This window comes from Labedella gwakjiensis (assembly GCF_003014675.1).
Classification (GTDB): domain Bacteria; phylum Actinomycetota; class Actinomycetes; order Actinomycetales; family Microbacteriaceae; genus Labedella; species Labedella gwakjiensis.
Genome location: NZ_PYAU01000001.1, coordinates 1,581,447 through 1,601,786 on the forward strand (window position 1 = coordinate 1,581,447; position 20,340 = coordinate 1,601,786).

Genomic DNA, 20,340 nt, shown 5'->3' on the forward strand with positions numbered 1-20,340 from the left:
GCGCGGAGGCACCCGGTCGCTCGTCGTCTCTGCGTCAGTAGGTTGGGCCGGCGTCAGGCGCCGCCGTCGCGGTCCTCCGCGGCGGGAGCCGTTTGGCTGCCCTGCTGGTCCCATCGGTAGGTGACGTGGATCTTCTCGCCCACCTCGTGGCTCTTGACCGCGCGGTAGACGTCGATCATCTCCTTCGTGTCGACCGCGGCGATCTGCTCCACGACCTCCTCGTACCCTCCGTCGATGCTCGGGCGGTCCTCGGTCTGGCCATCGAACGGCCCGCCCTCGAAGATCGCCGTGTAGGTCTCGCCGGGCTGCATCTGTCGGTCCGATGTCATCGTCTCGTCCTCTTCCTCGTCATTGATGGTCGTGCGATCCGACGCTACTCGCCCTCGGGCCATGCGCCGCCACGTCTGGTGATCATGGCGACACGGCCCGGTCATGCGGTAAGCCTCCGACATCGATGGGTCGTCGACACTGGCGAGACGAGCAGGTCTGGATCGGTGGCGGTTCGATCTCCCCTCACAACGCCACGTTCGTCCCGCCCCACCAGGAGCGAGTGCCCGCGCTCATGGAGGACATGATGCAGTTCTCGCGTCGAGCTGATCTCCCCGTGATGGCCCAGATCGCGATCGCTCACGCCCAGTTCGAGACCATCCACCCCTTTTCCAGATGGAAACGGCCGCGCGGGTCGCGCCCTCGTTCAGGGAATGCTTCGGGCAGGTGGCGTCACGAAGAACGTGACGGTGCCGGTATCGGCCGGCCTGCTCAGCGACACCGAGGGTTACTTCGGTGCTCTCACCGCCTATCGGAGGGGAGACGTCGGTCCGATCATCGAGGCCATGTCCGATGCCGCGTTCGCGGCTATCGCCAACGGTCGGTCCTTGGAAGCTGACATCACGCGCATCGCCGCCGGCTGGGACCGCGCGGTCCGAGCGCGCAGAGACTCCTCCGTCCACCGCCTGATGGATCTCCTGCTGCGCCAACCCGTCGTCACCATCAAGCTCATCGCCCGTGAACTCGGTATCAGTGAGCCTGCGGCGGACGGCTCCGTGACGAAGCTCGTCGACGCCGGGATCCTGACGCAGGCGACGGCCGGGCGACGCAATCGCCACTGGCAGGCCGACGAGGTACTCGCAGCCCTCGACGGGTTCGCCGGGCGAGCGCGCCGCAAGCGGAGCGGGAGCTGAGGTCCCTGACCCGTTCCTCAGACGAACGCGGCGACCGCCAGGACACCGATCAGTGCTGAGACTGCGGCCGCGACCAGAGCGATGAACCGAAGAGCCCGGAAGCGGGTGCCGGACGTTCCGAGAAGCCATGCGGCGCTCCCGAACAGAAGTGCGGCGATGAGGAATGGGACACCGAGTGGAACGTGAAGACTCTGCGCGATCCAACCGGCCGCGTCCGCCGGAGGGAACCTCACGCACGTGATCGCGATGCCGAGTCCGAAGAGGACGACCGCGAGTCCCGTCCGAATGGCCGGAACCTCCCGGGCGCCGGTGTAGCGCACCGTCTGGAGAGTCACGCCTGCTGAGCCTTCTCGACAGAGTCAGCGGGCGACGTCTCTTTGCCATCGACCGATCGGGCTGGCCGGATGTACGCCTCGAAGAAGAGGATCGCAGCCGTCACGAGTATTCCGAGGGCGAGGAGCGTGAGCCCGAGGCCGAACACGTCGACTGTCGTTCCGTCGTAGCTCATGCCGTCGTCGGAACTCGCGGAGTCCGTCCACACGATGATCTGGCGTTGGGAGACGAAGGCGATGCCCGTCCAGAGGAGCGCAACGACGAGGACGATGAGCGCGGAGAGTGCCACACTTGCTCTGGTCATATGGGGGCTCCACTCTCTCTGCGGTGATTCCGGGATGGGGACCGACGGGTTGAGGCGATCCTATGGCGCGGGAGGTTCGCGCCGGGAGGCGCATGTGAAAAGCGCCTCCCGTCCCATCACACGGCCCCGAGCGACCCGATGTTGCGCTTCTCGGGTCGTCTTCGAAACGCCAGCGAGCTGAGCTCGAACTCGCTCGCCTGCCACTCCGCGCGCACCTGCGCGACGACCTTGTTGCGGTGGAGTGTCTTCCGCTTACCTTCAGCCTTCCCATTTCTGGCAAGTTCCGTGAACGGTCCCCACTGGCCCCAGGAATGTGGCTTCGAGGGAACACATTGAGGCCACCCGCGGCCCGCCCAAGGTTCAACCCGGCGCCACTCCATCTTCGCGCTCTTACTACTGGCGACCTCGCGCCACAGCACACGGAACCACGCGTGGGAGATCTCCGGTGATCTGATGAGGAGAGTGAATGACTCTCCACTTCCCAGGACTTTCCGGGGCCGATAATCGTCCGACGAGATGATCTCAGCACCGACGATTTGGAACTCCAGGATATGGGCCGCGCCCGATCCGGAGTTTCGCAACTCGAACGTGTGTTCCGACTGCTTCCCTCGGCGCCACCGCGACAGTTTCTCGTCGGTGTCCCGCCGAAGACAACTGGTCGAATGCCCCTCAGGCGCCAAAACCACGTGCCGACGCCGGCCAAGACAGCTATCCCCGAGAGAATGGTCGCGCCCGCAACGGTGTACTCCAGCCCCAATGGGAATCATGGCGAAAGAGTCACCGCAGCTCGCGGGCGTCGCAGCAGTCCGTCGAATCTCGCGGCGATGGAGGAGCTAGCCGTCATCAGTCGCACACGATGCCATCGCCGTCACGGTCGAGGTCGTAGATATCGGAACCGACGATGCGGACCGGGCCCTGCACGTAGGCGGGTCCGTTGCCCGATCCGCCGGCGCAGTCGACGTCGGATGCGATCGGCACGCACGCATCGGCATAGTTTGAGTCGCAATTGCTCGCCGGTGCGGGGTCTGGCTGCACGACGACGGGCTCTTTCGATCCGACCGCGATCACTTCGTTGACCGGCTCGACGGAGACGCGCTCCTCCACTGCGGTTCGCGACACCTCGACGCCGTCCTCGTAGGTGACGTCGAAGACGATCGTCTTCGTTCCGTTCACGCCGGCGGTCGCGACGCGAGTGGTGCCCTTCTCCATACCTGGGTCATCGACGTTCGAGCTCGTGTAGGGGATCGGTTCCGTCACTTCCACCTTCTCGACGGTCACCTCGATGGTTGGCGTGGGGGTCGGGGTCGGCGTCGCTGACCGGGTCGGCTCGGCGGTCTCATCGACGAGCGCGCTCACGCTCGAGTCGGCGTCGCCGGCGTCGTTCGAACTACCGGCGTGAGTACCGGCGGACGCCGTGCCGCTCACGAAGAGGACGAAGGCCATGGAGAGAGCCGCGATCGGAGCCTTCAGCGACCCCGACGCCTTGCCTGCGCGCGAGCGCCGCACGAGGCCGATGATCGCGAGCGCGACGAGAGCGAAGGACGCCAGGATCGCGAGGGCCGCCCCGGCGGGAGATGACAGCAGCACCGCGAGCACGACGATTCCGACGATGATCGCGGTGATCAGTCCGGCGGGAGTGCGCAGCCAGGTGACGAAGGGTCGCGTGGTGTTCGCGGCGGGCGCGGCGGGCGCGGTGGCGATATGGGTCGTTAGCGGGGCGGTGGTCGGTGAGGCCGACGCGGTGACGGGCGGGCGAACATGCCACGCCGCTCCATCCCAGTATTCGACGCGAGAAGGGTCTTCCGGACGCTGGTACCAGCCCGGTGCAGGATTCGGGTTCATGGGGGGCTTTCGGATGGGGTGCCGACATCTCTGTCGACTCGGGGGGAACCCCATCGTGGCAGTCTTCGTGAGGCGCGCTCAGGTCCCAGTTCGAGGGACAAGCGGGGCGACTGGCTGGAATTTGGAGAGCGCCGCGAGTGTTACCCATGCACCGCTCTCGCAACCCTGAACTCAGACGTAAGAGTTGCGCCGATCACCGGCCCGCCAGACGTGCGGCATTCGGGAATCGAACGGTCCTCTCTGAGTTGATCGTTGGGTCGGCGCCTCTGTGACGGAACACGCACACCTGCACGGCGTCTCCTTGATCGGACCTTCGCGCAGCTACGGTTGCCGTATGTCCACTGAGGATCCACTTCCCCAGCTCCGAGCCTTTGTTGACGAGCGCGATTGGGCTCAGTTCCATACCCCGGCAAATCTCGCGAAGAGCATCTCGATCGAGGCCGCGGAGCTGCTGGAGCTCTTTCAGTGGAGCGAGGACGCGGACGAGGCGAAGGTCCGTGAGGAACTCGCCGACGTGCTGACCTACTGCTTCCTGCTCGCTGACCGAATCGGAGCCGAACCCGGTCAGCTCATCCTCGATAAGCTCTCGCTCACTCGGGCGAAGTACCCGGCTGAGAAGGCCAGGGGCCGAAGCGACAAATATGACCGACTTTAGGATCGAGCACGCGCGGTTCAGTCGAGACGGGATCGCGCAGTGGACCGCCCTCGGCGGTCGTTTCGGAAACTGGCCCGTCGTCTACGCATTGAATGATGACCGGCGCGTATATGTAGGCGAGTCCCGCGACGTGACCAAGCGGATGAAGCAGCACCGCGAAGCGGCCGCGAAGAGCGGCTTGCATACGATGCGAGTTGTCATCGATGAGACCTTCAATAAATCCGTTTGCCTCGATCTCGAGTCGCACCTGATCAGGTGGCTTTCCGGCGATGGCGAGTACCAAGTCCTCAATCGCAACAGCGGCATTGTGGACGCCGATTACTACGACCGGGTCGCGTACCGCCAGACGTTCGAGGAGATCTTCGAGAGGCTTCGCGAGGAGAACCTGTTCTCCCGTTCCATCCCGGAGATCGAGAACTCCGATCTCTTCAAGCTCTCGCCGTACAAGTCCCTCACCGAGGATCAGGCCATCGCGGTCGAGGACATCGTAGAAGGGCTCCTGGATGACTTCGCGTCGCCCGAATCCCCGAACGGAGGGACGATCGTTGTTCAGGGAAGCGCGGGCACAGGCAAAACAGTGGTCGGGATTTATCTGCTGAAACTCCTGCAGGACATCGCCGAGAGCCGTGACACGGACGAGCCGGATCCGGACTCGATGTTCTCCGAATTCTTCGTCGTCGAGAACCGAGCTCTTCTCGAGGGGGTCGCGATCGCGATGGTCGTGCCTCAGCAGTCTCTCCGGCGGTCAGTCCAGAAAGTCTTTCGCAAGACACCCGGGCTCCAGCAAGTCGAGGTGCTTTCACCCATCCAACTTGGACGTCGGAATCAGGTCTACGACCTCGTCGTCGTGGATGAAGCGCACCGCCTCAACCAGCGAGCCAATCAGTCCTCCCCCGCACAGAATCGTTTCTTCTCCGACATCAACATCGCACTTTTCGGTCACGACGAGGACTCGTTCACCCAGCTCGACTGGGTCATCGCGCGCAGTCGACACAGGATTCTGCTTCTCGATGAGCATCAAAGCGTTCGACCGGCCGACCTTCCGGCGTCGACTATTCGACGACTCATTGAAGGCGCCGCGGCAGCCTATCGCCACTATCCGCTCACGTCACAGATGAGAGTGCAGGGCGGCGAGGACTACATCGCATATGTCCGCGATCTGCTTGCCGGCAATACGCCCAGTCGTGGCACGCGCTCGTTCGGCTCCTACGACCTCCGGTTCTTCGACGACATCGGAGAGATGCATGCGGAGATCCGTCGGCTCGATGATGAGGTCGGCCTCGCCCGCCTTGTCGCAGGATTCGCGTGGGACTGGAAAACCAAGACGGACCGCACCGCGTACGACATCGAACTCGACGGTGTTCAGCTCCGCTGGAACCAGACCGATAAGGACTGGATCAATTCGGAGGGCGCAGTCGATGAAGTCGGATCCATCCACACCGTACAGGGGTATGACCTCAACTACGCGGGCGTGATCATCGGGCCCGATCTTCGATACGACATCGACCTCAAGAGAATCGTTTTCGACCGAGCGAGCTACCGCGACAAGAAGGGCAAGGAGAACAACCCGCGCCTCGGCATCGTGTACACCGACGACGACTTGCTGCGATATGTCCGCAACATCTACTCCGTGCTGCTCACCCGCGGAATGCGGGGAACGTTTGTGTACGTCTGCGACCCGGCGCTACGGGAGTATCTGCGGGAACGCCTTCCTCTCGAACAGAACACGTCTCTCGTCTAGAAAACGCGGTGGTGGCCTGTTTCGGAGCGGCGAGGTATACCGGGAGAGTTCAGCCCACGAGATTCCAGGTTCCGCAGCCCGAACTCTCGAATACCTGGCCACTCGTCAGAGTCACCGTTGCTGTGCCCTCTTCGACGATGTTGTTGTCGATGATGTCGGCGTCGGCCGCCGTCGAGGCAAGCCATGCGTAGTAGCAGAGGCCACTCGTGATCTCGGTGGTCCTATATGTGCCCGCACTTACGGTCTCGCCGACGATCTGGATACCGCCTCCGAAGGACTTTGCGTCTTTATCGGCCTCCTTACCGTCGATCTCATCTTCGCGTGCGTCGAGATCCTTCTCACGTTGATCGAGGCCGGCCTCCCGCTCATCGAGCGCAACCTCGCCGGTGGCGATGTCATTCTCTCGATCCGAGATGGCGTCGTAATCGTCCTTCGCCTTGTCGTAATCATCTTCGAGCTCATCGAAGTCCTCGTTCAGCTTCGTGAGCTCAGCTGCCGTTTGAGAGCTCGTCTTGACCAATGCGCGATATTCCTCGGAGGCGGTCGCTGGCGGGCGGACGAGGACGCCACCGATAACTCCGAGGACGAGCGCACCGACGGCAATAGCCGCGATCGGCAGCGTCACGAATTCACGGACCCGAGATCCGACGGTCGTGCGCGTGTCTTTGCGAGGGGCAGAGGTCCGACCTGCGGTCGGCGGAAGCGGAGGCTTCGGCGGCACAGTGTCTACAGGGAACACCGGCTGGGGCTCGTCATCGGGCATGTGAGGAGAGTAATCCTCACTTTTAGTGCCGGATAGTCCTTTTTCGAGGGTCAGGCGTCGACAGCCGGGCGGTCGAGTCACCCACTCCTACCGATCCACCCCCACCCCCGCACCGATCCCATCCCGCGACCCCACGACCTCCCCCGCCGGCACCGCGTCCACCAGCCGCGCACGCTCCTCCGCGCTCAGCTCGATCCCCGCAGCGGCCGCGTTCTCGTCGAGGCGGGAGCGTCGCCGCGTTCCCGGGATCGGCACCGCGCCTTCCGCCATCAGCCAGGCGAGCGCGATCTGCGGCACGGTCGCGCCGCGTTCCGCGGCAATCTCCTCCACCCGCGACACGAGTCGCTGGTTCGCGGCGAATGCGTCGGGCTGGAAGCGCGGCAGGCCGCGGCGCGCGTCGTCGGGGGCGAGGTCGTCGAGGCTGCGGACGCCCTCCGTCAGCACTCCGCGGCCGAGCGGCGAGAACGCGACGAGGCCGATGCCGAGTTCGTCCATCGTGGCCTTCTCGTCGTTGTGGAGCACGTCGCGCGCGAACAGGGAGAACTCGGACTGCACCGCCGCGAGCGGATGCACGGCATGCGCGCGGCGGATCGTGGGTGCCGCCACTTCGGACAGCCCGATGTGGCGCACCTTGCCGGCCAGCACCAGGTCGCGGAGCGCCCCCACGCTCTCCTCAATCGGCACGGCCGGGTCGGCGCGGTGCAGGTAGTAGAGGTCGATCACGTCGACGCCCAGGTGACGCAGCGACCGGTCCGCCGCCCGCCGGATGTACTCGGGGGTGCCGTTGCGGCCGTGCACGGTGCCGTCGTCGTCGGTCTCGCTCGAGGCCTTCGTCGCGATCGTCACTTCGTCGCGGCGGTCGCCGAGCGCCCGGCCGATGAGCTTCTCGTTCTCGAACGGGCCATACGCCTCGGCGGTGTCGATGAACGTCACGCCGATGTCGAGCGCGTGCCGGAGCGTCGCGATCGACTCCTTCTCGTCGCTCGGACCGTAGAACGCGTTCATCCCCATGGCGCCGAGGCCGATGGCCGAGACGGTGAGGCCGTCGCCGAGTGTCCGTTGCTTCATTCGTTCGTTCCTTCCACGGCCGCCTCGTAGGCGGCGATCTTCGCGTCGATGGCGGCGAGGTGCCGCTGTGTCTGGGCGATCTTCTCCAGCACCCGCTTCCGGTGCTCGCGGAACAGCACGAGCCGTTCCGCCTCCGTCCCGGGCGTGCGCGACAGCTCCGCGATCACGCGGATGTCGGCGATGCTCATCCCCGTCTCGCGCAGCATCACGAGGCCGGCGATCCATGCGAGATCTGCGGTGCCGTACCGCCGCCGTCCACCGGCGTCGCGCGGCGTCGGGTCGAGGAGGAGCCCGGCGCGGTCGTAGTAGCGGAGGGTCTCCACGGGGAGGCCGAGCACGGTGGCGGTGTCGCCGATGGAGAGGCCGCCGTCGGGCACGGTCGTGCCGACGTCGGGGAGTCGGATGTCGCTCATGAGGCCATCCTCCAACCTGGAGCGCGCTTGAGGTCAAGCGTGGCCCGCATCCCTGGGCCGCGCGATTCGGTCGCTTGAGGCGCCGACCGCAGAACCCCTGATCGAAATAGTCGAAATGATACCTATATGGATATCTTTCTCATGGGTTCTCCAGGTCGTCCTACTGTCTCCCCACAACGAACGAAGGGGCTAAACATGACACACCATCGATGGACGAGCGTTGGGATCGGCGCCGCTGCTCTGGCCTGCGCCATCGTGGTCAGCACCACAGGCGGTGCCTCGGCCGCTCCCACCGGAGAGATCACGACGTACACGGGGACCGTCACATCGGCCTCCTGCCTGGAACAGGTGCGAAAGGTAGCGGCGCAGACCGGTTCGGATCGGGCGGAGGGTGAGTCCCTCTGCTCGGGTACCGTCCGTGTGACCGAGACGACCGCGCAGAAAGTCACCGCCAGCGAGGTCGCATCCATCGGGAAAGAGCAGAGGCTGACGGTCGCCGAGACCGATGTATTGAGGCGGACGGCGGCAAACGGCGGCATCTACTACCGCGACTGGACCCACAGTTACTGGGTCGGCGGGCTCACGGAGAAGCACACCGGCCGCACCTACTGGGATGGGCACCACGCCTGGAACGCGTCCTACCGCGGCTTCAAGGGGAGTCATACCTGCCATTCCGAGGGCGGGCTCGCGATCGGCTGGTCGGTGGAACCCATCTCATGCCCGAAGCCCGGACCGCGCACGTCGGCTGACGCCTACTACCGCTTCGACGCGAGCGCCGTATTCAAGGGAAGTCCCGTGACCCTGAACATCGGGTTGCACAACAAGACGTCCGCCACCGGCAAGGTCACGCTCTGGCAGGTCGGCGGATGATGAGGACCACAGCGGTGAACACGAAGGAGACGGGTGACATGACCGAGGAACCCCCGAAGAGATACGGGGCGCGTGCGCCAGGGCTCTTCACCGCCATCGACGCGTGGTTCTTCGGAGCCATCTCCCTCGTGGTGGTGAGCGGCGCGTTCCTCCCCTTCCTCCCATTCCTCCTCGCAGGCCTCGCGGTCGCGACTCCCCTGCGCCGGTCTCGCTGGCGGCTCATCACCGTTCTGCTGATGGGCTTCCTCCTGGGACTTCTCTTCACCGCACCCTTTCTGCTCGACCCACTCGACCTCGAATTCATCGAGCAGGGCCCGGTGCAGACGGCGCATTGACAGGCACGGCACCCGACGTGCTCGTGGGGTGCCGTGCCCTGGAGTCGACCAACTACGCGGATGTTCGCGGCACGGGACATCTCCGCACACTCCCAGACGCGGAAGTGATTGCTGTACTCGGGCCCGTCCACGTGGTCCATCCGTAGCGTGACCACGCCGACAGGCCCCGGGCGAAATCGTGACGACGGGGCCCGCCGGTGCAGGACCAACCACGGCGAGTTACGCACGCCTTTGGAAGACTGGACCCATGCCCCCCGAGGTCACTCTCCACCCCGTCCAGCGCCCCGCCGACGACGACGCCCTCGTCGACTTCATCAGCGCGCACGAGTATCCGTTCCACATGACGACCCGCCCCACCGCGGACGACGTCCGTTCCCGGATCGCCTCGGGGTCCTTCGACGCCCCCGAGCACGCGGCGTACTGGGTGGTCGCGGACGGCCGACGCGTCGGGGTCGCCACGCTCGAGGACCTCGAGGACGACGCGCCCCTCTTCGACCTCCGCCTGGCGAACGACGCTCGAGGCCGCGGCCTCGGTGTGCCCACGCTGCAGGCTCTCACGCGGGAGGTGTTCGAGCGCTTCCCCGCGGTGAACCGCTTCGAGGGCCAGACCCGCGAGGACAACATCCCGATGCGCCGCACGTTCCTCCGCGCCGGCTGGGTGAAGGAGGCGCACTACCGCGACGGCTGGCCGGTCGCCGGCGGCGACCCGGTTGCGTCTGTCGCCTACGCCATCCTGCGCCGCGACTGGGAGACGGGCAAGACGACACCGGTCCCGTGGGACGACGAACCGGGGCCGCGCGGCAACTGACCGCGTTGGCAGGGTACTCCTCGTTCCCCACACCATTGCGGGAGTCGCGGTGGCGATTCATCGTGATCGTGTCAGTGGGCGTCACCCTCGGCCTCCTCTTCACCGCACCCGTCGTCCTCCATCTGCTGAATATCCAGATCGTCGAGCTGGGTCCGATACATCGGGTGGGTTGACGACCGCACCACACGAACAAGGGGATCGAAGACGGCTCGCTCGAGTGATTCAGTTGGACGCATGACGAATACAGCGGAGGACCCGAGGCAGCTCGCTCCGCGCTCCGGGTTCCTCCGTCTCTTCGTCGCCGTCCTCGTGACATGCATGTTCGCGCAGGGGGCGTGGGCCGTCGCCGACGCGATCGCGGACGGACGTGCGACACCCGAACCCGGCGCAGTCGGTTTCGTGAACGCCGCTCTTTCGGCCCTGGCTGTGGCCTTCATCCCCATGGCCGTCATCAGCCTTCCCGCGGCGGTACCGATCGCGCTCGTGATGGGATGCGTCGCGTTCGCGACGGAGCGGATCCCCTCCCGTGCACTCCGCACGCTGCCGACGCTGCTCACGATCGTTGCGGCCGCCGTGATCCTCGGGTTCGTCAGCTCCACCCAGGTCGCGAGCGGCGGGTCGCCGGTCGCCTCCTTGTCTGGCGAGAGTGCGCTCTCCTTCGCCGCGCTCGGTGTGGTCGTGGCCGTACCGCTAGCGTTCTGGGCCACCAACCTCGGCGATCACCATCTCCATCAGCAGGAACGCCTCGCGCCCCTCTGACGCGGGCTCCTCACGGAGGGGCCTGAACCCCGCGGCCTCCCAGAACCGGATGCCGGCCTCGTTCGAGAGGTCGGGGTCGACGGTCAGCCTCATCCATCCGCGCACATCACGAGCGCGTTCGACGAGGAGCGCCACCACCGCACGGCCGATGCCGCGCCGCCGCGTGCTCGGCAGCAGGATCAGGTCCATTCCACCCACACGGTCGCCGTCGTCGTGGAGGATCGCGAGACCCGCTGGGGAAGCGTCGACCTCGACGATGAAGGTCTCCACCTCGGGAAGCCGGTCACCGGCGTACTTCGCGGCGAGCTCGCGGTCCGACAACGGAGACGCGCCACCCCACCCATGGAACGACGGATCGTCGAACAACCGCCGCAGCGTGGGCATCTCATCGGGACTCGTCAGCACGAGTCGGATCCGCGGTGAGCCCATGCCTCGATGATGCCAGTCCGCGTGGAGATCGAGCCGGCGCCTGATCCTCAGGGACAGATGGAGCCCTCCACGGCGCCACTTCGAGCGCTCTGCATCCCATACAGGCGACGCAAAGCGCTCAAAGTGACGACGTGGGGAGTCAGCCCGCGAGGAGCGCGTACCGCTCGGCGGGGTCGAGGTGCAGCTGCGCCTTCACGCCGACGGTGACATCGTCGCCGAGGACTTCGAGGGCGCCCGCCTCGAGTCCGTCGAGGGCCGCGGTGACGATGGCGGCTGGAGTGCTCTTCGGCGCATCGAATCCCGCGGTCATGTCGGTGTCGACGAGAGCCATGTGGAGACCCACGACCTGCGTTCCCTGGCCGGCGAGCTCCACACGGGTGCCCTCCGTGAGGCTCCATGCGGCGGCCTTCGACATCGAGTACGACGTGCTGCCCTCGGCCGCGAACCACGACAGGGCCGAGATGACGTTCAGGATCGCGCCGCCCCCGTTGGCACCCAGGATCGGAGCGAACGCGCGCGTGACGTTGAGCGGACCGAAGACGTTCGTCTCGAACTCGCGCCGCACCGTGTCGAGATCGCCGCCGAGCACATCCGCGCCGAGCGACACCCCGGCGTTGTTGATCACGATGTCGACATCGGTGGCGAATGCGGCGACCGCCTGCACCCGCTCCGCGTCGGTGACGTCGAGCGCGACGGCCTCCACACCGTCCGCGGTGATCGTCGACGCGTCGCGAGCGGTCGCATAGATCTTCGCCGCACCGCGCTCCGCGAGTTGGCGCACGAACTCCGCTCCGATGCCACGATTCGCGCCGGTGACGAGAACGACCGAGTCCTTGATCTGCATGGTGGATGCCTTTCTGTAGCGATCACTAGGTAATGAAAGGCGACCGTAACACATTTCCTAGTGATCGTTATAGAATGGGCACATGGCCGGCAGACCCAGGAGCTTCGATCGCAACACGGCCGTCGTCGTGGCCATGGAGCAGTTCTGGCGCGACGGCTACGAGGCCACGACCGTCGCGAAGCTCACCGAGGCGATGGGCATCACCCCACCGAGCATGTATGCAGCGTTCGGCGACAAGGACCATCTCTTCCACGCCGCCGTCGACTGCTACGTCGACGCGATGATGGTCGGGTTCGAGAAGGCCCTCACGCAGCCGACCGCGTTCGACGCGATCCGGGAGATGCTCTACATCTCGGGCGAAGCGCACACCGCCTCCGGCACGCCGGCGGGCTGCTTCGTCGCCATCGAGCCCCGCCTCGCGTCGGAACGCGCGATACTCCGCCGCCGCCTCGCGGAACGGATCGAGCAGGGCATCGCGGACTGCGACGTCCCGCCCGACACCCACCCGGAAGAACTTGCGGGCTACGTCATGGCCGTTCACTCCGGGATGGCGATGCGCGCCCGCGACGGCGGCACGTCCGAGGAGGTGCTCGCGATCGCGGAGATGGGCCTCCAGGCGATCGCAGTGAGCCTCGCGGCCACGTCCTCCTCGCGCCTGGCCGCGGGCGACCGGCGGGACTAGCCTGACGGGCATGGCGATCGCGACACAGCCCACCGACGAGGACGTCACCGCGTTCCTCGATGCCGTCCCCGACGAGCGTCGTCGCGCGGAGGGCCACGCCATCCGCAACCTGATGGAAAGCGTCACGGGCGAACCGGCGGTCATGTGGGGCGCGTCGATGGTGGGTTTCGGTTCCCGCCCATACACGAATACGACGGGCACCAACGAGTGGTTCGTCATGGGCTTCTCGCCACGGAAGGCGGCGCTCACGATCTACGGGATCCACGACGGCTACGGCCCGGCGGACCCGCTTCTCACCGATCTCGGACAGCACACCACGGGAGTCGGCTGCGTCTACATCAAGCGCCTCGACCGCATCGACCTCGCCGTGCTCGAACGCCTCGTCCGCAACGCCTGGGGCAGCCCCGACCCGGACGCGAACCCCAGCCCCTCCTGACCACCGTCCCGTCGAGTGTTTGCGCCGATTCGAGGCGGTAGAGCGCCGCATATCGTCGCAAACGCTCTACGTCACGGGCCGGGTCGCGCCGCGCCTCCCCTCCAACGGGGTCGAGCGCCCCGGTCCTTCTCACGCCTAGGCTCACGACGTGACCGAACGACTCGACGACGCACCCCCGCGCACCTGGCAGAGCATCCTCGCGGAGGTGCCCGAAGCGACGCCCGTCGGCGGACTGTCGGCGGCCCCCGAGCCGGCCGCGTCGAAGGTCCAGCGCTACGCCCGGAAGCTGGACCGCACCGACGAGACGCCGGCCGACGTCCTCGCGGCCATCGAGTACGAGGTGTCCGAACCGGCCACTCGCGAAGCCCTCGACACCATGCGCGCGTGGCGGGCACGGCAGCGCAAGGAGATGGAACGACTCGACGAGTTGGACGCGCCGGACACCCGCCCGTGGATCCGCCGGAAGTTCGACGGTTTCTGGGACGTGTTCGCCTACATCGCAGGCGGCTTCGCCATCATGCCGTTGCGCGGCACGGAGTCCCTCGACCTCAGCGCGGCCGTCGCCGCCGGCGCCGCCCTCATCGCCGTGGTGCGCGTCCTCGCCGTGCAGAGCGGACGGACGAAAGGGCAGAAGGAGTCCCGCGGCATGCTCCTCTTCCCGCTCGCGGCCATGGTCATCGCACCGATCGCCCTCATCATCCGCCTCGTCCTCTCCCGCGACATGGATGAGCACGGCCTGCTCACGTTCGGCGGTGTCGGCGTCCTCGTCCTGACCGCCGTCGTCTTCACGGTCACGACCCTGCGCGCACCCACGCTGGCCGAGCTCGTCGCGAGTGCGGAGCAGTCACCGCCGGAACGCACCTCGGAAGACGACTTCTACGACGATGTCGAGGCCCGCATCGACGCGCTCTACGACGCGGTGAAGGAACAGGCACCCGCCCACCTCCGCGCCGCCCTCGCCGATCGCGACCCGGTGATCGCCCGGTCGTCACGCCACACCGTCCTCGAGGCGATCCGGATCCTCTTCGACCGCGAGGAGATCGACGGCGACGAGGCCGCCTGGATGCTCCGCGAGGCCCTGCGATGACGCGACGGCACCTCGGCATCGCAGCGCTGCTCGCCACGACCATCCTGCTCACCGGCTGCGGATCAGGCGGATCCCCTGGGGCCGCGGGGAGCCCGTCCGCGAGCGCGACACCGACGGCCGCGTGCCCGAGCCTCGAGGACGTGCCCGATTCGGAGCGCGACTGCGCGGTCTACGATCCCGACACGGCGATGGCGGAGAACGAACGCTACCGCGAGGAGCTCCCGGTGGACCCGGAGACCCAGGTGGAGCTCGATGCTCTCGTCGAGCCGGCCAGGCGCGCTCTCGAGGCCCTCACGCCCCCAGCGACCGTCGAGGATGTGGTCGCAGCGCTCGCTGACATCGGGCTCGACGAGTCGTCGATCCAGACGATGGACAACGGCACGGGTGTCCTGTTCGGCGCGTTCGCGGGCGGCGGCTGCCTCACCGGCTTCGTCGCGCCGGACGGCGCCGTGACGGTGGAGGCCGGCGGCCTCATCGCGGACGGCGGCTGCCTCGCCGCCTCCGGCCACTGACCGACCGACAGCTCCCCCTCGTCCACGCCGACGTCGTCCGCTCTGGGGCCACCCCCGTCAGCCGATGACGAGGAACCCGAGCACGGCCGCAGCCACCGCGAGCGCCGCGAGCACGAGCGGCGGAACGATCGGCTCCGAGCGACGGGCGTGGACCACGACGGCTCCCACCATGATGACGGCCAGGCCGATGCCCGCGATGGGCGAGAGGATCGGGGCGATCCCGGTGACGACGGGCAGGATCAGGCCGATCGCGCCGAGCACCTCGGCGAGCGCGATGAGCTTGATGGACGTCGAGGAGAAGTCGTCCACCCAGCCCATGCCGTTCTCCTTGAGAGCAGCCTTCGGCCGCGCGAGCTTCATTCCTCCGGCACCGAGGAAGAGAAGCGCGGCGAGGCCGGCGATGGCGTAGAAGGCGATGACCATGAGGACTCCTGAGAAGGTGCGTCGAGCGCGCGGGAAGACCCGCGCCACACCGCGTTACTTTCCGCGGCAAGTATCAGGATGGAGTCAATTGCTTTCCATGTCAAGTGAATCCCTCTACGATGGATTGATGGACGGCGACGACGTGCGGTGGCTCACCGATGACGAGGAACGCGCCTGGATCCCCTTCGTCTCCACGGTCATGTGGATGCCGGCGGCCCTCGACCTCCAACTCGAGCGCGACGCGGGCCTCAGCATGTTCGAGTACCTCGTGCTGTCTGGGCTCTCCATGCAGGACGACCGCTCGCTGCGACTCCGCGATCTGGCCCTCTTCGCGAACAGCACCCTCTCGCGGCTGTCGAAGGTCGTGAACCGCCTCTCGGATCAGGGGTGGGTGGAACGCCGACCCGACCCGGACGACGGACGAAGCACTCTCGCGACCCTGACGGACGCCGGCTGGGACAAGGTCGTTGCGACGGCACCCGGCCACGTCGCCCAGGTTCGTGAACTGATCTTCGACCGCCTCACCCCAGCAGAGGTCGAGCAACTCCGCACGATCACGTCGAAGCTCTCGACCGCCGTCGGCCCAGACGGCGCGTGCGCAGGCAAGCTCGCCTGATCGTCTTCGCCTGTCGCGACCACCTCAGCCGGTGGTCGCCATGCGCGGGGAGCTCACGGACGGGGATGTCGGCGGACGCAGTCAGGCCCGGGACCGCGGATCGCGGTCACCGGGCCTGAGGAGGGGCCTCGTACGGCTAGAGCTCGACCTTGCCGTTGTCGCCCTCGAGCGGCTCGCCCGTCACCTTCGACTTCACGAAGCTCAGGACGGATGCGACCTTTCCGCCGGGGCTGTCCCAGTATTCGGCGCTGTCGGCGGAGAACTTGAGGAGCGTCACGTTCGGATCGGTGGGGCCGTCCGGGAACCACGCCTCGACCATCGGGTTCCACAGGTCCGTGAGCTTCGCCGTGTCCTCGACGACCGCGGCGGTCCCGGAGAGCGACACCCAGGAGTCGTTCGACGAGAGGGAGACGCCGGCGCTCGGGTTGATGTCGAGGTGCGTCACGGCGGAGGCGTGCCGGCCGATGATGAACCAGAGGTCGCCGTCGAACTCGCGCTCCTGCACGGTGAGGGGGTGGGCGACGAGCTTGCCCTGCTCGTCGATGGTCGTGAGCATCGCGAAGCGGAAGTCCTTGAGGAGTTCGGCGACCTTCGCAGTGCCGTCTGTCGTGTCGGTCACGGTGGATCCTTTCGATCGGTCGATCCGCAGGCGCCCCTGAGGGACGTCGACGGCCGGGATGTCGGCAGCCTACGACCGCGACCTCCGACGCCGCCCGGATCGCGGGGGCGTTGACAGCCGGCCCGCGATGCTCTCCGCGCCGACTCCTTTCCGAGCGTCGGGGGCCGGGGGTAATGTCTCGGCCATCGACGAGGAGGACGCGATGGCACTGAGGTGGTACACGACCGTGGTCGAGTCCACGGATCATCGGGCGTTGGCCGCCTGGTGGGCCGAGGCGCTCTCATGGACGATCATGTTCGAGGACGACGACGAGGTGGTTGTCATCCCACCGTGGGCCGAGGAGGACGGAGCCGCACTGCGGTTCGAGCAGGTGCCGCCCGGACTCGTCTTCGTGCCCGTCGACCGCCCGAAGACGACGAAGAACCGGCTGCACCTCGACCTCGCCCCGCACATCGACGACGACCGCGATGCCGAGATCGACCGCCTCATCGGCTTGGGTGCACGTCGCGTCGACGTCGGTCAGGGCGACGACGTCAGCTGGACCGTCCTCGCGGACCCGGACGGCAACGAGTTCTGCGTCCTGTCGTCTCGCGAGCGATGAAGCCGCCCGACGGATCGTCAGAGGACGGGGACGAATAGCGACGTCCCGGCCCGCGGCCACTCGTGTCCCCCGTCAGGGCTGTGCGCAGCCGTATCGTCGTCAGGTCGCCGCTGCAAGCATGACGAGTGCGACGAAACCGACGATGATCGCCGCGAGGACGACAGCGGTGGACATTATCCGCGCACCGCGGGACCGTTCGAGGGCCAGACCGAGCACGGTGCCGATCGAGCCGACCCACAGTCCCGCGGCCGCACCCGCCCACATCAGGCTCGGTGCTGCCGCGATCTGCCCGGAGATGACGCCGAAGAGGCCGAGGAGCGCGCCGGCCAATACCGCGAAGGTGACACCGCGCGCGAGCGCGACGAGCCCGAACGGAATCGCCCTGCGCCGCATCCGCTCGTCGACCACGAGCTGGACGAGGAGCAACAGAGGGAGGGGCAATACGCCGGCGAGAGCGAAGGTGGCGAGCGCCGTCCCGAGCCGCTCGAGGGGGGTGGCATCGAGCGCTGCGATCGACGTCGAGGCCGCGAGCACGAGGGCTCCGGCGAGTGCGGCGAGCTCGGCGCCGACGAGCGCCGACCACGCCCGCACCTTCTCGGCCGCGTCATACGCGTCCGCCTGTTCAGCAGATGGGGCGTCCGCCTCGATGTCCATGTCCCACGGTAGCGCGGAGCCGTCGTCAGCGGGCCGCGGCCTCCGCGGCGTAGACGCGGCCGAGCTCGTCCTCGTCGAGGGGGGCACCCGAGCCGCCGCACGGTGAGCCGCCCGCGGTGTGGCGCGTCATGCGGCCGCCGGACTCGTTGATCTGGGCGTCGTGCGTCTCGCCGCACGTGGGGCACGTGGCCGCGACGGTCCGGCGTCCCACCTGGCGCCCGCCGCCCGCGCACTGCATGCCGCGCACGGTGTGCGTCGCGAGGAGCGTGAGCCCTGCGAGCGACGAGGTCCCGACGAGCTCGCGGCACACGGGGCACCGCATCGACGAGGCGTCGGAGAGGTTCAGCGGCGCCTGCACCGGCTTCTTCACCCGCGGGGTCGCGGGCTCGCGCGGCGTCGACGTGGAGGAGGTGGAGCGCTTCGCGGTCCGCTTGGCGGGGGTCGCGACGCGAGGTGCGAGGCCCGACCCGCGGCACATCGTGCCCTGGCGGCGGTGGTCGACGACGCGCCCATCGGCGACGTCCACGGTCTGGCGGCAGATGGCGCAGGTGCCGGTGGTGGAAGTGGACATGCTGATCCTTCGGCGAGAAAGCGGGGTGTGGGGGTGACGTCTACCGGCGCCGACGCACTCCCGTGGGGCGTCGGTCGTGCGCGGGCACGTGCATCCAGCGTGACCCGGATCAGGGTCACGCGGATCGCGAGACCGCAGCGCTGAGGTGCGGGCCGCCTGTCCCCCTCAGCCTGCGGCCCACGACCCCGCGCACGGGCTCAGCCGTGCAGCGCGACCTCCCGGACGCGGGCTTTCCGCCCGTCCGTAGAGGAGAGGAGCCCCGCGGATTCCGCGGCCTCCTCGAGTTCCGCGATCTCGTCGGACCGGTGACCGGAACCGTCGAGCCTGGCACGCGCATCCGCGGCGAACTCGAGCAGGCGGAACACGGTCGAGAGCTGGTCGCGACCCAGCTGGCGTGCGATGTCGGCGACCCTCAGCCCGGATGCCGAGGCGGAGTGGAGGGCGAGCAACTCGGCGGCCGTCCAGTCCTGTCCGAAGCGGCGAGCGCGCGGATCGGCGACGGGCTCCACGGCGCCGAAGGCCCGACGAGCGAGCTCCTCCACCACGGCGCACGGCTCGAGGTTCAGGTCGGCTGCGAGCTCGTCGAGCTGGAAGCCCCGGCGGAAGAGGCGGACGAGACCGTCGCTCTCCTGCTGCGTCCATGCTCGAGAGGCTGCGCGACGGTGGCCGACGGTCTCGCCCAGGTCGCGAGCCGGGACCTCGCGCCACGGCTCGATGTCCTGCGTCGCGGTGTGCACGTCGTCGACGACGAACAGCGAGGCCACGACCGGAACAGGCCGGGCGGGCAGGTCCGGATCGTCGATCGCTCGCGACCGGACGTCGTCGAACTCGTCGGGCACCGCGCGTCGCTCGTTGGACTCGTCGACGTCGTCGGAGTGCGCGGCGGCGGATCGGCGCTCGAATCGCTGCGTGACATAGATGGCGACCATCACGACCATCACGCCGACCCCCAGGAACACAAGAGCGGAGAGGGTTTCCATGGTGTGCGCTGTGAACTCCACGCCGATCACCTCACCGTCTCGGCGTGAGAGAGGCTGCGGCCGCCGCGGATGAGCTCCTGGACGACGTCGAGCTGGTCGCGACCGAGGCGTTGTGCCGTGTCGGACAGGCGGGCGTCGCCGCGGCCGACGGACTCGATGGCTGCACGGTCGGCTGCGCTCCAGGCGGCGCCGGTCCGAGGCATGGTGGGGTCGACGACGGGATCGACCGCGCCGAAGATCCGGCGGGCGAGCTCCTCCACGAGCACGCGTTCGCCGAGGCCCATCTCCGCCGCGAGCGCGGAGAGATCGGTGCCCAGGTGGAAGAGGGCGATCAGTCCGTCGCTCTCGGCCTTCGACCAGACCCGCGACCCGGCCGGCCGCCATGGGTGGGACTGGCCGACGGTCGGCAGGGCGGGGTCCACGATGCGGCGCACGGCTTCGGCGCTCACCGCGCCGATGATGGGTTCGAGCGCTGCGCTCGAATCGGGCTCCTGGCGATGTTCGGACAGGACGGCGGAGCCGAGCGCGGAAGCGGAGCCGACAGCGGACGAGGGGTCGGCCACGAGAGGTGATCGCTTCAGCCGGCGGCCGTAGCGCACCCCGAGCAGCAGGGAGACGGCCGTGACGACGGCGATCGTCCCCGTCACGACAGGGACGGACAGAAGAAGAGCGGACGCGGGTGAGTCCATGGTGATACCTCTCTCGGGTGAAAGGAGTACTCCTCACGATAGGTCGGCTCCCGCCGCAACGCGCGTCCCCATTCAGGTGCGCTCCGAACGGGTGACAATCCGACAATTGGGGTGTCACGAACCGG

General features: G+C 67.5%; 28 protein-coding genes and 1 pseudogene. 14 read left to right on the forward strand and 15 right to left on the reverse strand.

Going from position 1 to position 20,340, the window contains the following annotated elements; translation table 11 throughout:
* Positions 1-53: 53 nt before the first annotated feature.
* Complete coding sequence (locus CLV49_RS07440) at positions 54-329, reverse strand: hypothetical protein (RefSeq protein WP_127054400.1); 276 nt, start codon at positions 327-329, stop codon at positions 54-56.
* A gap of 125 nt (positions 330-454) precedes the next feature.
* Between CLV49_RS07440 and CLV49_RS18665 the strand changes: the two are divergent.
* Positions 455-601: pseudogene (locus CLV49_RS18665) on the forward strand (Fic family protein); the annotation flags it as partial.
* A 100-nt stretch (positions 602-701) separates the two neighbouring features.
* Positions 702-1,181, forward strand: a complete 480-nt coding sequence (locus tag CLV49_RS18540) for a helix-turn-helix domain-containing protein (protein ID WP_243696649.1) — start codon at positions 702-704, stop codon at positions 1,179-1,181.
* 17 nt (positions 1,182-1,198) lie between these two features.
* On the opposite strand, the gene CLV49_RS07450 is transcribed toward CLV49_RS18540, so the two are convergent.
* The 3 genes from CLV49_RS07450 to CLV49_RS18545 form a co-directional block, all read right to left on the reverse strand.
* Positions 1,199-1,516 carry a hypothetical protein gene (locus tag CLV49_RS07450; protein WP_106562971.1) on the reverse strand — a complete coding sequence of 106 codons (318 nt, stop codon included), beginning with the start codon at positions 1,514-1,516 and terminating at the stop codon, positions 1,199-1,201.
* Positions 1,513-1,818, reverse strand: coding sequence for a hypothetical protein (locus tag CLV49_RS07455; RefSeq protein ID WP_127054398.1), 306 nt, complete (start codon positions 1,816-1,818; stop codon positions 1,513-1,515). The genes CLV49_RS07450 and CLV49_RS07455 overlap by 4 nt, the downstream gene beginning before the upstream one ends.
* A gap of 843 nt (positions 1,819-2,661) precedes the next feature.
* A complete protein-coding gene (locus tag CLV49_RS18545) occupies positions 2,662-3,660 on the reverse strand; it encodes a G5 domain-containing protein (RefSeq protein ID WP_243696648.1) in 999 nt (332 codons plus the stop codon).
* Positions 3,661-3,994: 334 nt separating this feature from the next.
* Between CLV49_RS18545 and CLV49_RS07470 the strand changes: the two genes are divergently transcribed.
* Together CLV49_RS07470 and CLV49_RS07475 are read left to right on the forward strand one after the other, a co-directional pair.
* On the forward strand, positions 3,995-4,315 hold the full coding sequence (locus CLV49_RS07470) for a nucleotide pyrophosphohydrolase (protein WP_106562973.1): 321 nt from the start codon (positions 3,995-3,997) through the stop codon (positions 4,313-4,315).
* Positions 4,302-6,056, forward strand: coding sequence for a DUF2075 domain-containing protein (locus tag CLV49_RS07475; RefSeq protein ID WP_106562974.1), 1,755 nt, complete (start codon positions 4,302-4,304; stop codon positions 6,054-6,056). Before CLV49_RS07470 ends, CLV49_RS07475 begins: the two co-directional genes overlap by 14 nt.
* A gap of 49 nt (positions 6,057-6,105) precedes the next feature.
* Here CLV49_RS07475 and CLV49_RS07480 read toward each other — a convergent pair whose 3' ends face one another.
* From CLV49_RS07480 to CLV49_RS07490, 3 genes are all read right to left on the reverse strand, one after another.
* Positions 6,106-6,819 (reverse strand): Rv1352/Rv1906c domain-containing protein, encoded by a 714-nt coding sequence (locus CLV49_RS07480; RefSeq protein WP_127054396.1) that lies wholly within the window; start codon positions 6,817-6,819, stop codon positions 6,106-6,108.
* An 87-nt stretch (positions 6,820-6,906) separates the two neighbouring features.
* Entirely contained in the window at positions 6,907-7,887 is a 981-nt protein-coding gene (locus CLV49_RS07485; RefSeq protein WP_106562976.1) for an aldo/keto reductase, read from the reverse strand.
* Positions 7,884-8,300, reverse strand: coding sequence for a MerR family transcriptional regulator (locus CLV49_RS07490; protein WP_106562977.1), 417 nt, complete (start codon positions 8,298-8,300; stop codon positions 7,884-7,886). The genes CLV49_RS07485 and CLV49_RS07490 overlap by 4 nt, the downstream gene beginning before the upstream one ends.
* Before the next feature lie 195 nt (positions 8,301-8,495).
* On the opposite strand from CLV49_RS07490, the gene CLV49_RS07495 reads away from it, so the two are divergent.
* The 4 genes from CLV49_RS07495 (at position 8,496) to CLV49_RS07510 (ending at position 11,072) form a co-directional block, all read left to right on the forward strand.
* Positions 8,496-9,170, forward strand: a complete 675-nt coding sequence (locus CLV49_RS07495) for a hypothetical protein (RefSeq protein ID WP_106562978.1) — start codon at positions 8,496-8,498, stop codon at positions 9,168-9,170.
* Positions 9,171-9,208: 38 nt separating this feature from the next.
* Positions 9,209-9,505, forward strand: a complete 297-nt coding sequence (locus tag CLV49_RS07500) for a hypothetical protein (RefSeq protein WP_127054394.1) — start codon at positions 9,209-9,211, stop codon at positions 9,503-9,505.
* Positions 9,506-9,752: 247 nt separating this feature from the next.
* Positions 9,753-10,313, forward strand: coding sequence for a GNAT family N-acetyltransferase (locus CLV49_RS07505; RefSeq protein WP_106562980.1), 561 nt, complete (start codon positions 9,753-9,755; stop codon positions 10,311-10,313).
* A 234-nt stretch (positions 10,314-10,547) separates the two neighbouring features.
* On the forward strand, positions 10,548-11,072 hold the full coding sequence (locus CLV49_RS07510; RefSeq protein WP_106562981.1) for a hypothetical protein: 525 nt from the start codon (positions 10,548-10,550) through the stop codon (positions 11,070-11,072).
* Here the strand turns inward: CLV49_RS07510 and CLV49_RS07515 are convergent.
* Entirely contained in the window at positions 11,004-11,501 is a 498-nt protein-coding gene (locus CLV49_RS07515) for a GNAT family N-acetyltransferase (protein ID WP_106562982.1), read from the reverse strand. The two genes, CLV49_RS07510 and CLV49_RS07515, sit on opposite strands and share 69 nt — an antisense overlap.
* 139 nt (positions 11,502-11,640) lie before the next feature.
* Complete coding sequence (locus tag CLV49_RS07520) at positions 11,641-12,345, reverse strand: SDR family oxidoreductase (protein ID WP_106562983.1); 705 nt, start codon at positions 12,343-12,345, stop codon at positions 11,641-11,643.
* Between the two features lie 82 nt (positions 12,346-12,427).
* Here CLV49_RS07520 and CLV49_RS07525 point away from each other — a divergent pair, with 82 nt between their 5' ends.
* From CLV49_RS07525 to CLV49_RS07540, 4 genes are all read left to right on the forward strand, one after another.
* On the forward strand, positions 12,428-13,027 hold the full coding sequence (locus CLV49_RS07525) for a TetR/AcrR family transcriptional regulator (RefSeq protein ID WP_106562984.1): 600 nt from the start codon (positions 12,428-12,430) through the stop codon (positions 13,025-13,027).
* Between the two features lie 10 nt (positions 13,028-13,037).
* Complete coding sequence (locus tag CLV49_RS07530; protein ID WP_106562985.1) at positions 13,038-13,463, forward strand: DUF1801 domain-containing protein; 426 nt, start codon at positions 13,038-13,040, stop codon at positions 13,461-13,463.
* Positions 13,464-13,611: 148 nt separating this feature from the next.
* The gene (locus CLV49_RS07535) at positions 13,612-14,550 is read left to right on the forward strand and encodes a hypothetical protein (RefSeq protein ID WP_106562986.1); all 939 of its coding nucleotides are present in this window, start codon (positions 13,612-13,614) and stop codon (positions 14,548-14,550) included.
* Positions 14,547-15,062, forward strand: a complete 516-nt coding sequence (locus CLV49_RS07540; protein ID WP_106562987.1) for a hypothetical protein — start codon at positions 14,547-14,549, stop codon at positions 15,060-15,062. The genes CLV49_RS07535 and CLV49_RS07540 overlap by 4 nt, the downstream gene beginning before the upstream one ends.
* Before the next feature lie 57 nt (positions 15,063-15,119).
* Here CLV49_RS07540 and CLV49_RS07545 read toward each other — a convergent pair whose 3' ends face one another.
* Positions 15,120-15,485, reverse strand: a complete 366-nt coding sequence (locus CLV49_RS07545) for a DoxX family protein (protein WP_106562988.1) — start codon at positions 15,483-15,485, stop codon at positions 15,120-15,122.
* 127 nt (positions 15,486-15,612) lie between these two features.
* Here CLV49_RS07545 and CLV49_RS07550 point away from each other — a divergent pair, with 127 nt between their 5' ends.
* Positions 15,613-16,101, forward strand: a complete 489-nt coding sequence (locus tag CLV49_RS07550) for a MarR family winged helix-turn-helix transcriptional regulator (protein WP_106562989.1) — start codon at positions 15,613-15,615, stop codon at positions 16,099-16,101.
* A 136-nt stretch (positions 16,102-16,237) separates the two neighbouring features.
* Here the strand turns inward: CLV49_RS07550 and CLV49_RS07555 are convergent, their stop codons facing one another.
* Entirely contained in the window at positions 16,238-16,720 is a 483-nt protein-coding gene (locus tag CLV49_RS07555; protein WP_106562990.1) for a pyridoxamine 5'-phosphate oxidase family protein, read from the reverse strand.
* A gap of 202 nt (positions 16,721-16,922) precedes the next feature.
* On the opposite strand from CLV49_RS07555, the gene CLV49_RS07560 reads away from it, so the two are divergent.
* A complete protein-coding gene (locus tag CLV49_RS07560) occupies positions 16,923-17,321 on the forward strand; it encodes a VOC family protein (RefSeq protein WP_106564958.1) in 399 nt (132 codons plus the stop codon).
* Positions 17,322-17,420: 99 nt separating this feature from the next.
* Here the strand turns inward: CLV49_RS07560 and CLV49_RS07565 are convergent, their stop codons facing one another.
* The 4 genes from CLV49_RS07565 to CLV49_RS07580 form a co-directional block, all read right to left on the reverse strand.
* Positions 17,421-17,975: a hypothetical protein gene (locus CLV49_RS07565; RefSeq protein WP_106562991.1), complete on the reverse strand. Its 555-nt coding sequence runs from the start codon at positions 17,973-17,975 to the stop codon at positions 17,421-17,423.
* Between the two features lie 25 nt (positions 17,976-18,000).
* A complete protein-coding gene (locus CLV49_RS07570) occupies positions 18,001-18,546 on the reverse strand; it encodes a hypothetical protein (protein ID WP_106562992.1) in 546 nt (181 codons plus the stop codon).
* Between the two features lie 197 nt (positions 18,547-18,743).
* Complete coding sequence (locus tag CLV49_RS07575; RefSeq protein ID WP_127054392.1) at positions 18,744-19,547, reverse strand: hypothetical protein; 804 nt, start codon at positions 19,545-19,547, stop codon at positions 18,744-18,746.
* A 5-nt stretch (positions 19,548-19,552) separates the two neighbouring features.
* Positions 19,553-20,215 (reverse strand): hypothetical protein, encoded by a 663-nt coding sequence (locus CLV49_RS07580; protein WP_106562994.1) that lies wholly within the window; start codon positions 20,213-20,215, stop codon positions 19,553-19,555.
* Between the last annotated feature and the right edge of the window lie 125 nt (positions 20,216-20,340).

What these genes read in the sequence shown, in the direction of transcription:
- CLV49_RS07475 (WP_106562974.1), top strand. Translation starts at nt 4,302, where the DNA reads ATGACCGACTTTAGGATCGAGCACGCGCGGTTCAGTCGAGACGGGATC.
- CLV49_RS07500 (WP_127054394.1), top strand. Translation starts at nt 9,209, where the DNA reads ATGACCGAGGAACCCCCGAAGAGATACGGGGCGCGTGCGCCAGGGCTC.
- CLV49_RS07490 (WP_106562977.1), bottom strand. Translation starts at nt 8,300, where the DNA reads ATGAGCGACATCCGACTCCCCGACGTCGGCACGACCGTGCCCGACGGC.
- CLV49_RS07540 (WP_106562987.1), top strand. Translation starts at nt 14,547, where the DNA reads ATGACGCGACGGCACCTCGGCATCGCAGCGCTGCTCGCCACGACCATC.
- CLV49_RS07480 (WP_127054396.1), bottom strand. Translation starts at nt 6,819, where the DNA reads ATGCCCGATGACGAGCCCCAGCCGGTGTTCCCTGTAGACACTGTGCCG.
- CLV49_RS18545 (WP_243696648.1), bottom strand. Translation starts at nt 3,660, where the DNA reads ATGAACCCGAATCCTGCACCGGGCTGGTACCAGCGTCCGGAAGACCCT.
- CLV49_RS07545 (WP_106562988.1), bottom strand. Translation starts at nt 15,485, where the DNA reads ATGGTCATCGCCTTCTACGCCATCGCCGGCCTCGCCGCGCTTCTCTTC.
- CLV49_RS07565 (WP_106562991.1), bottom strand. Translation starts at nt 17,975, where the DNA reads ATGGACATCGAGGCGGACGCCCCATCTGCTGAACAGGCGGACGCGTAT.
- CLV49_RS07455 (WP_127054398.1), bottom strand. Translation starts at nt 1,818, where the DNA reads ATGACCAGAGCAAGTGTGGCACTCTCCGCGCTCATCGTCCTCGTCGTT.
- CLV49_RS07570 (WP_106562992.1), bottom strand. Translation starts at nt 18,546, where the DNA reads ATGTCCACTTCCACCACCGGCACCTGCGCCATCTGCCGCCAGACCGTG.
- CLV49_RS07495 (WP_106562978.1), top strand. Translation starts at nt 8,496, where the DNA reads ATGACACACCATCGATGGACGAGCGTTGGGATCGGCGCCGCTGCTCTG.
- CLV49_RS07515 (WP_106562982.1), bottom strand. Translation starts at nt 11,501, where the DNA reads ATGGGCTCACCGCGGATCCGACTCGTGCTGACGAGTCCCGATGAGATG.
- CLV49_RS07470 (WP_106562973.1), top strand. Translation starts at nt 3,995, where the DNA reads ATGTCCACTGAGGATCCACTTCCCCAGCTCCGAGCCTTTGTTGACGAG.
- CLV49_RS07580 (WP_106562994.1), bottom strand. Translation starts at nt 20,215, where the DNA reads ATGGACTCACCCGCGTCCGCTCTTCTTCTGTCCGTCCCTGTCGTGACG.
- CLV49_RS07530 (WP_106562985.1), top strand. Translation starts at nt 13,038, where the DNA reads ATGGCGATCGCGACACAGCCCACCGACGAGGACGTCACCGCGTTCCTC.
- CLV49_RS07525 (WP_106562984.1), top strand. Translation starts at nt 12,428, where the DNA reads ATGGCCGGCAGACCCAGGAGCTTCGATCGCAACACGGCCGTCGTCGTG.
- CLV49_RS07520 (WP_106562983.1), bottom strand. Translation starts at nt 12,345, where the DNA reads ATGCAGATCAAGGACTCGGTCGTTCTCGTCACCGGCGCGAATCGTGGC.
- CLV49_RS07440 (WP_127054400.1), bottom strand. Translation starts at nt 329, where the DNA reads ATGACATCGGACCGACAGATGCAGCCCGGCGAGACCTACACGGCGATC.
- CLV49_RS07560 (WP_106564958.1), top strand. Translation starts at nt 16,923, where the DNA reads ATGGCACTGAGGTGGTACACGACCGTGGTCGAGTCCACGGATCATCGG.
- CLV49_RS07485 (WP_106562976.1), bottom strand. Translation starts at nt 7,887, where the DNA reads ATGAAGCAACGGACACTCGGCGACGGCCTCACCGTCTCGGCCATCGGC.
- CLV49_RS07510 (WP_106562981.1), top strand. Translation starts at nt 10,548, where the DNA reads ATGACGAATACAGCGGAGGACCCGAGGCAGCTCGCTCCGCGCTCCGGG.
- CLV49_RS18540 (WP_243696649.1), top strand. Translation starts at nt 702, where the DNA reads ATGCTTCGGGCAGGTGGCGTCACGAAGAACGTGACGGTGCCGGTATCG.
- CLV49_RS07505 (WP_106562980.1), top strand. Translation starts at nt 9,753, where the DNA reads ATGCCCCCCGAGGTCACTCTCCACCCCGTCCAGCGCCCCGCCGACGAC.
- CLV49_RS07550 (WP_106562989.1), top strand. Translation starts at nt 15,613, where the DNA reads ATGGACGGCGACGACGTGCGGTGGCTCACCGATGACGAGGAACGCGCC.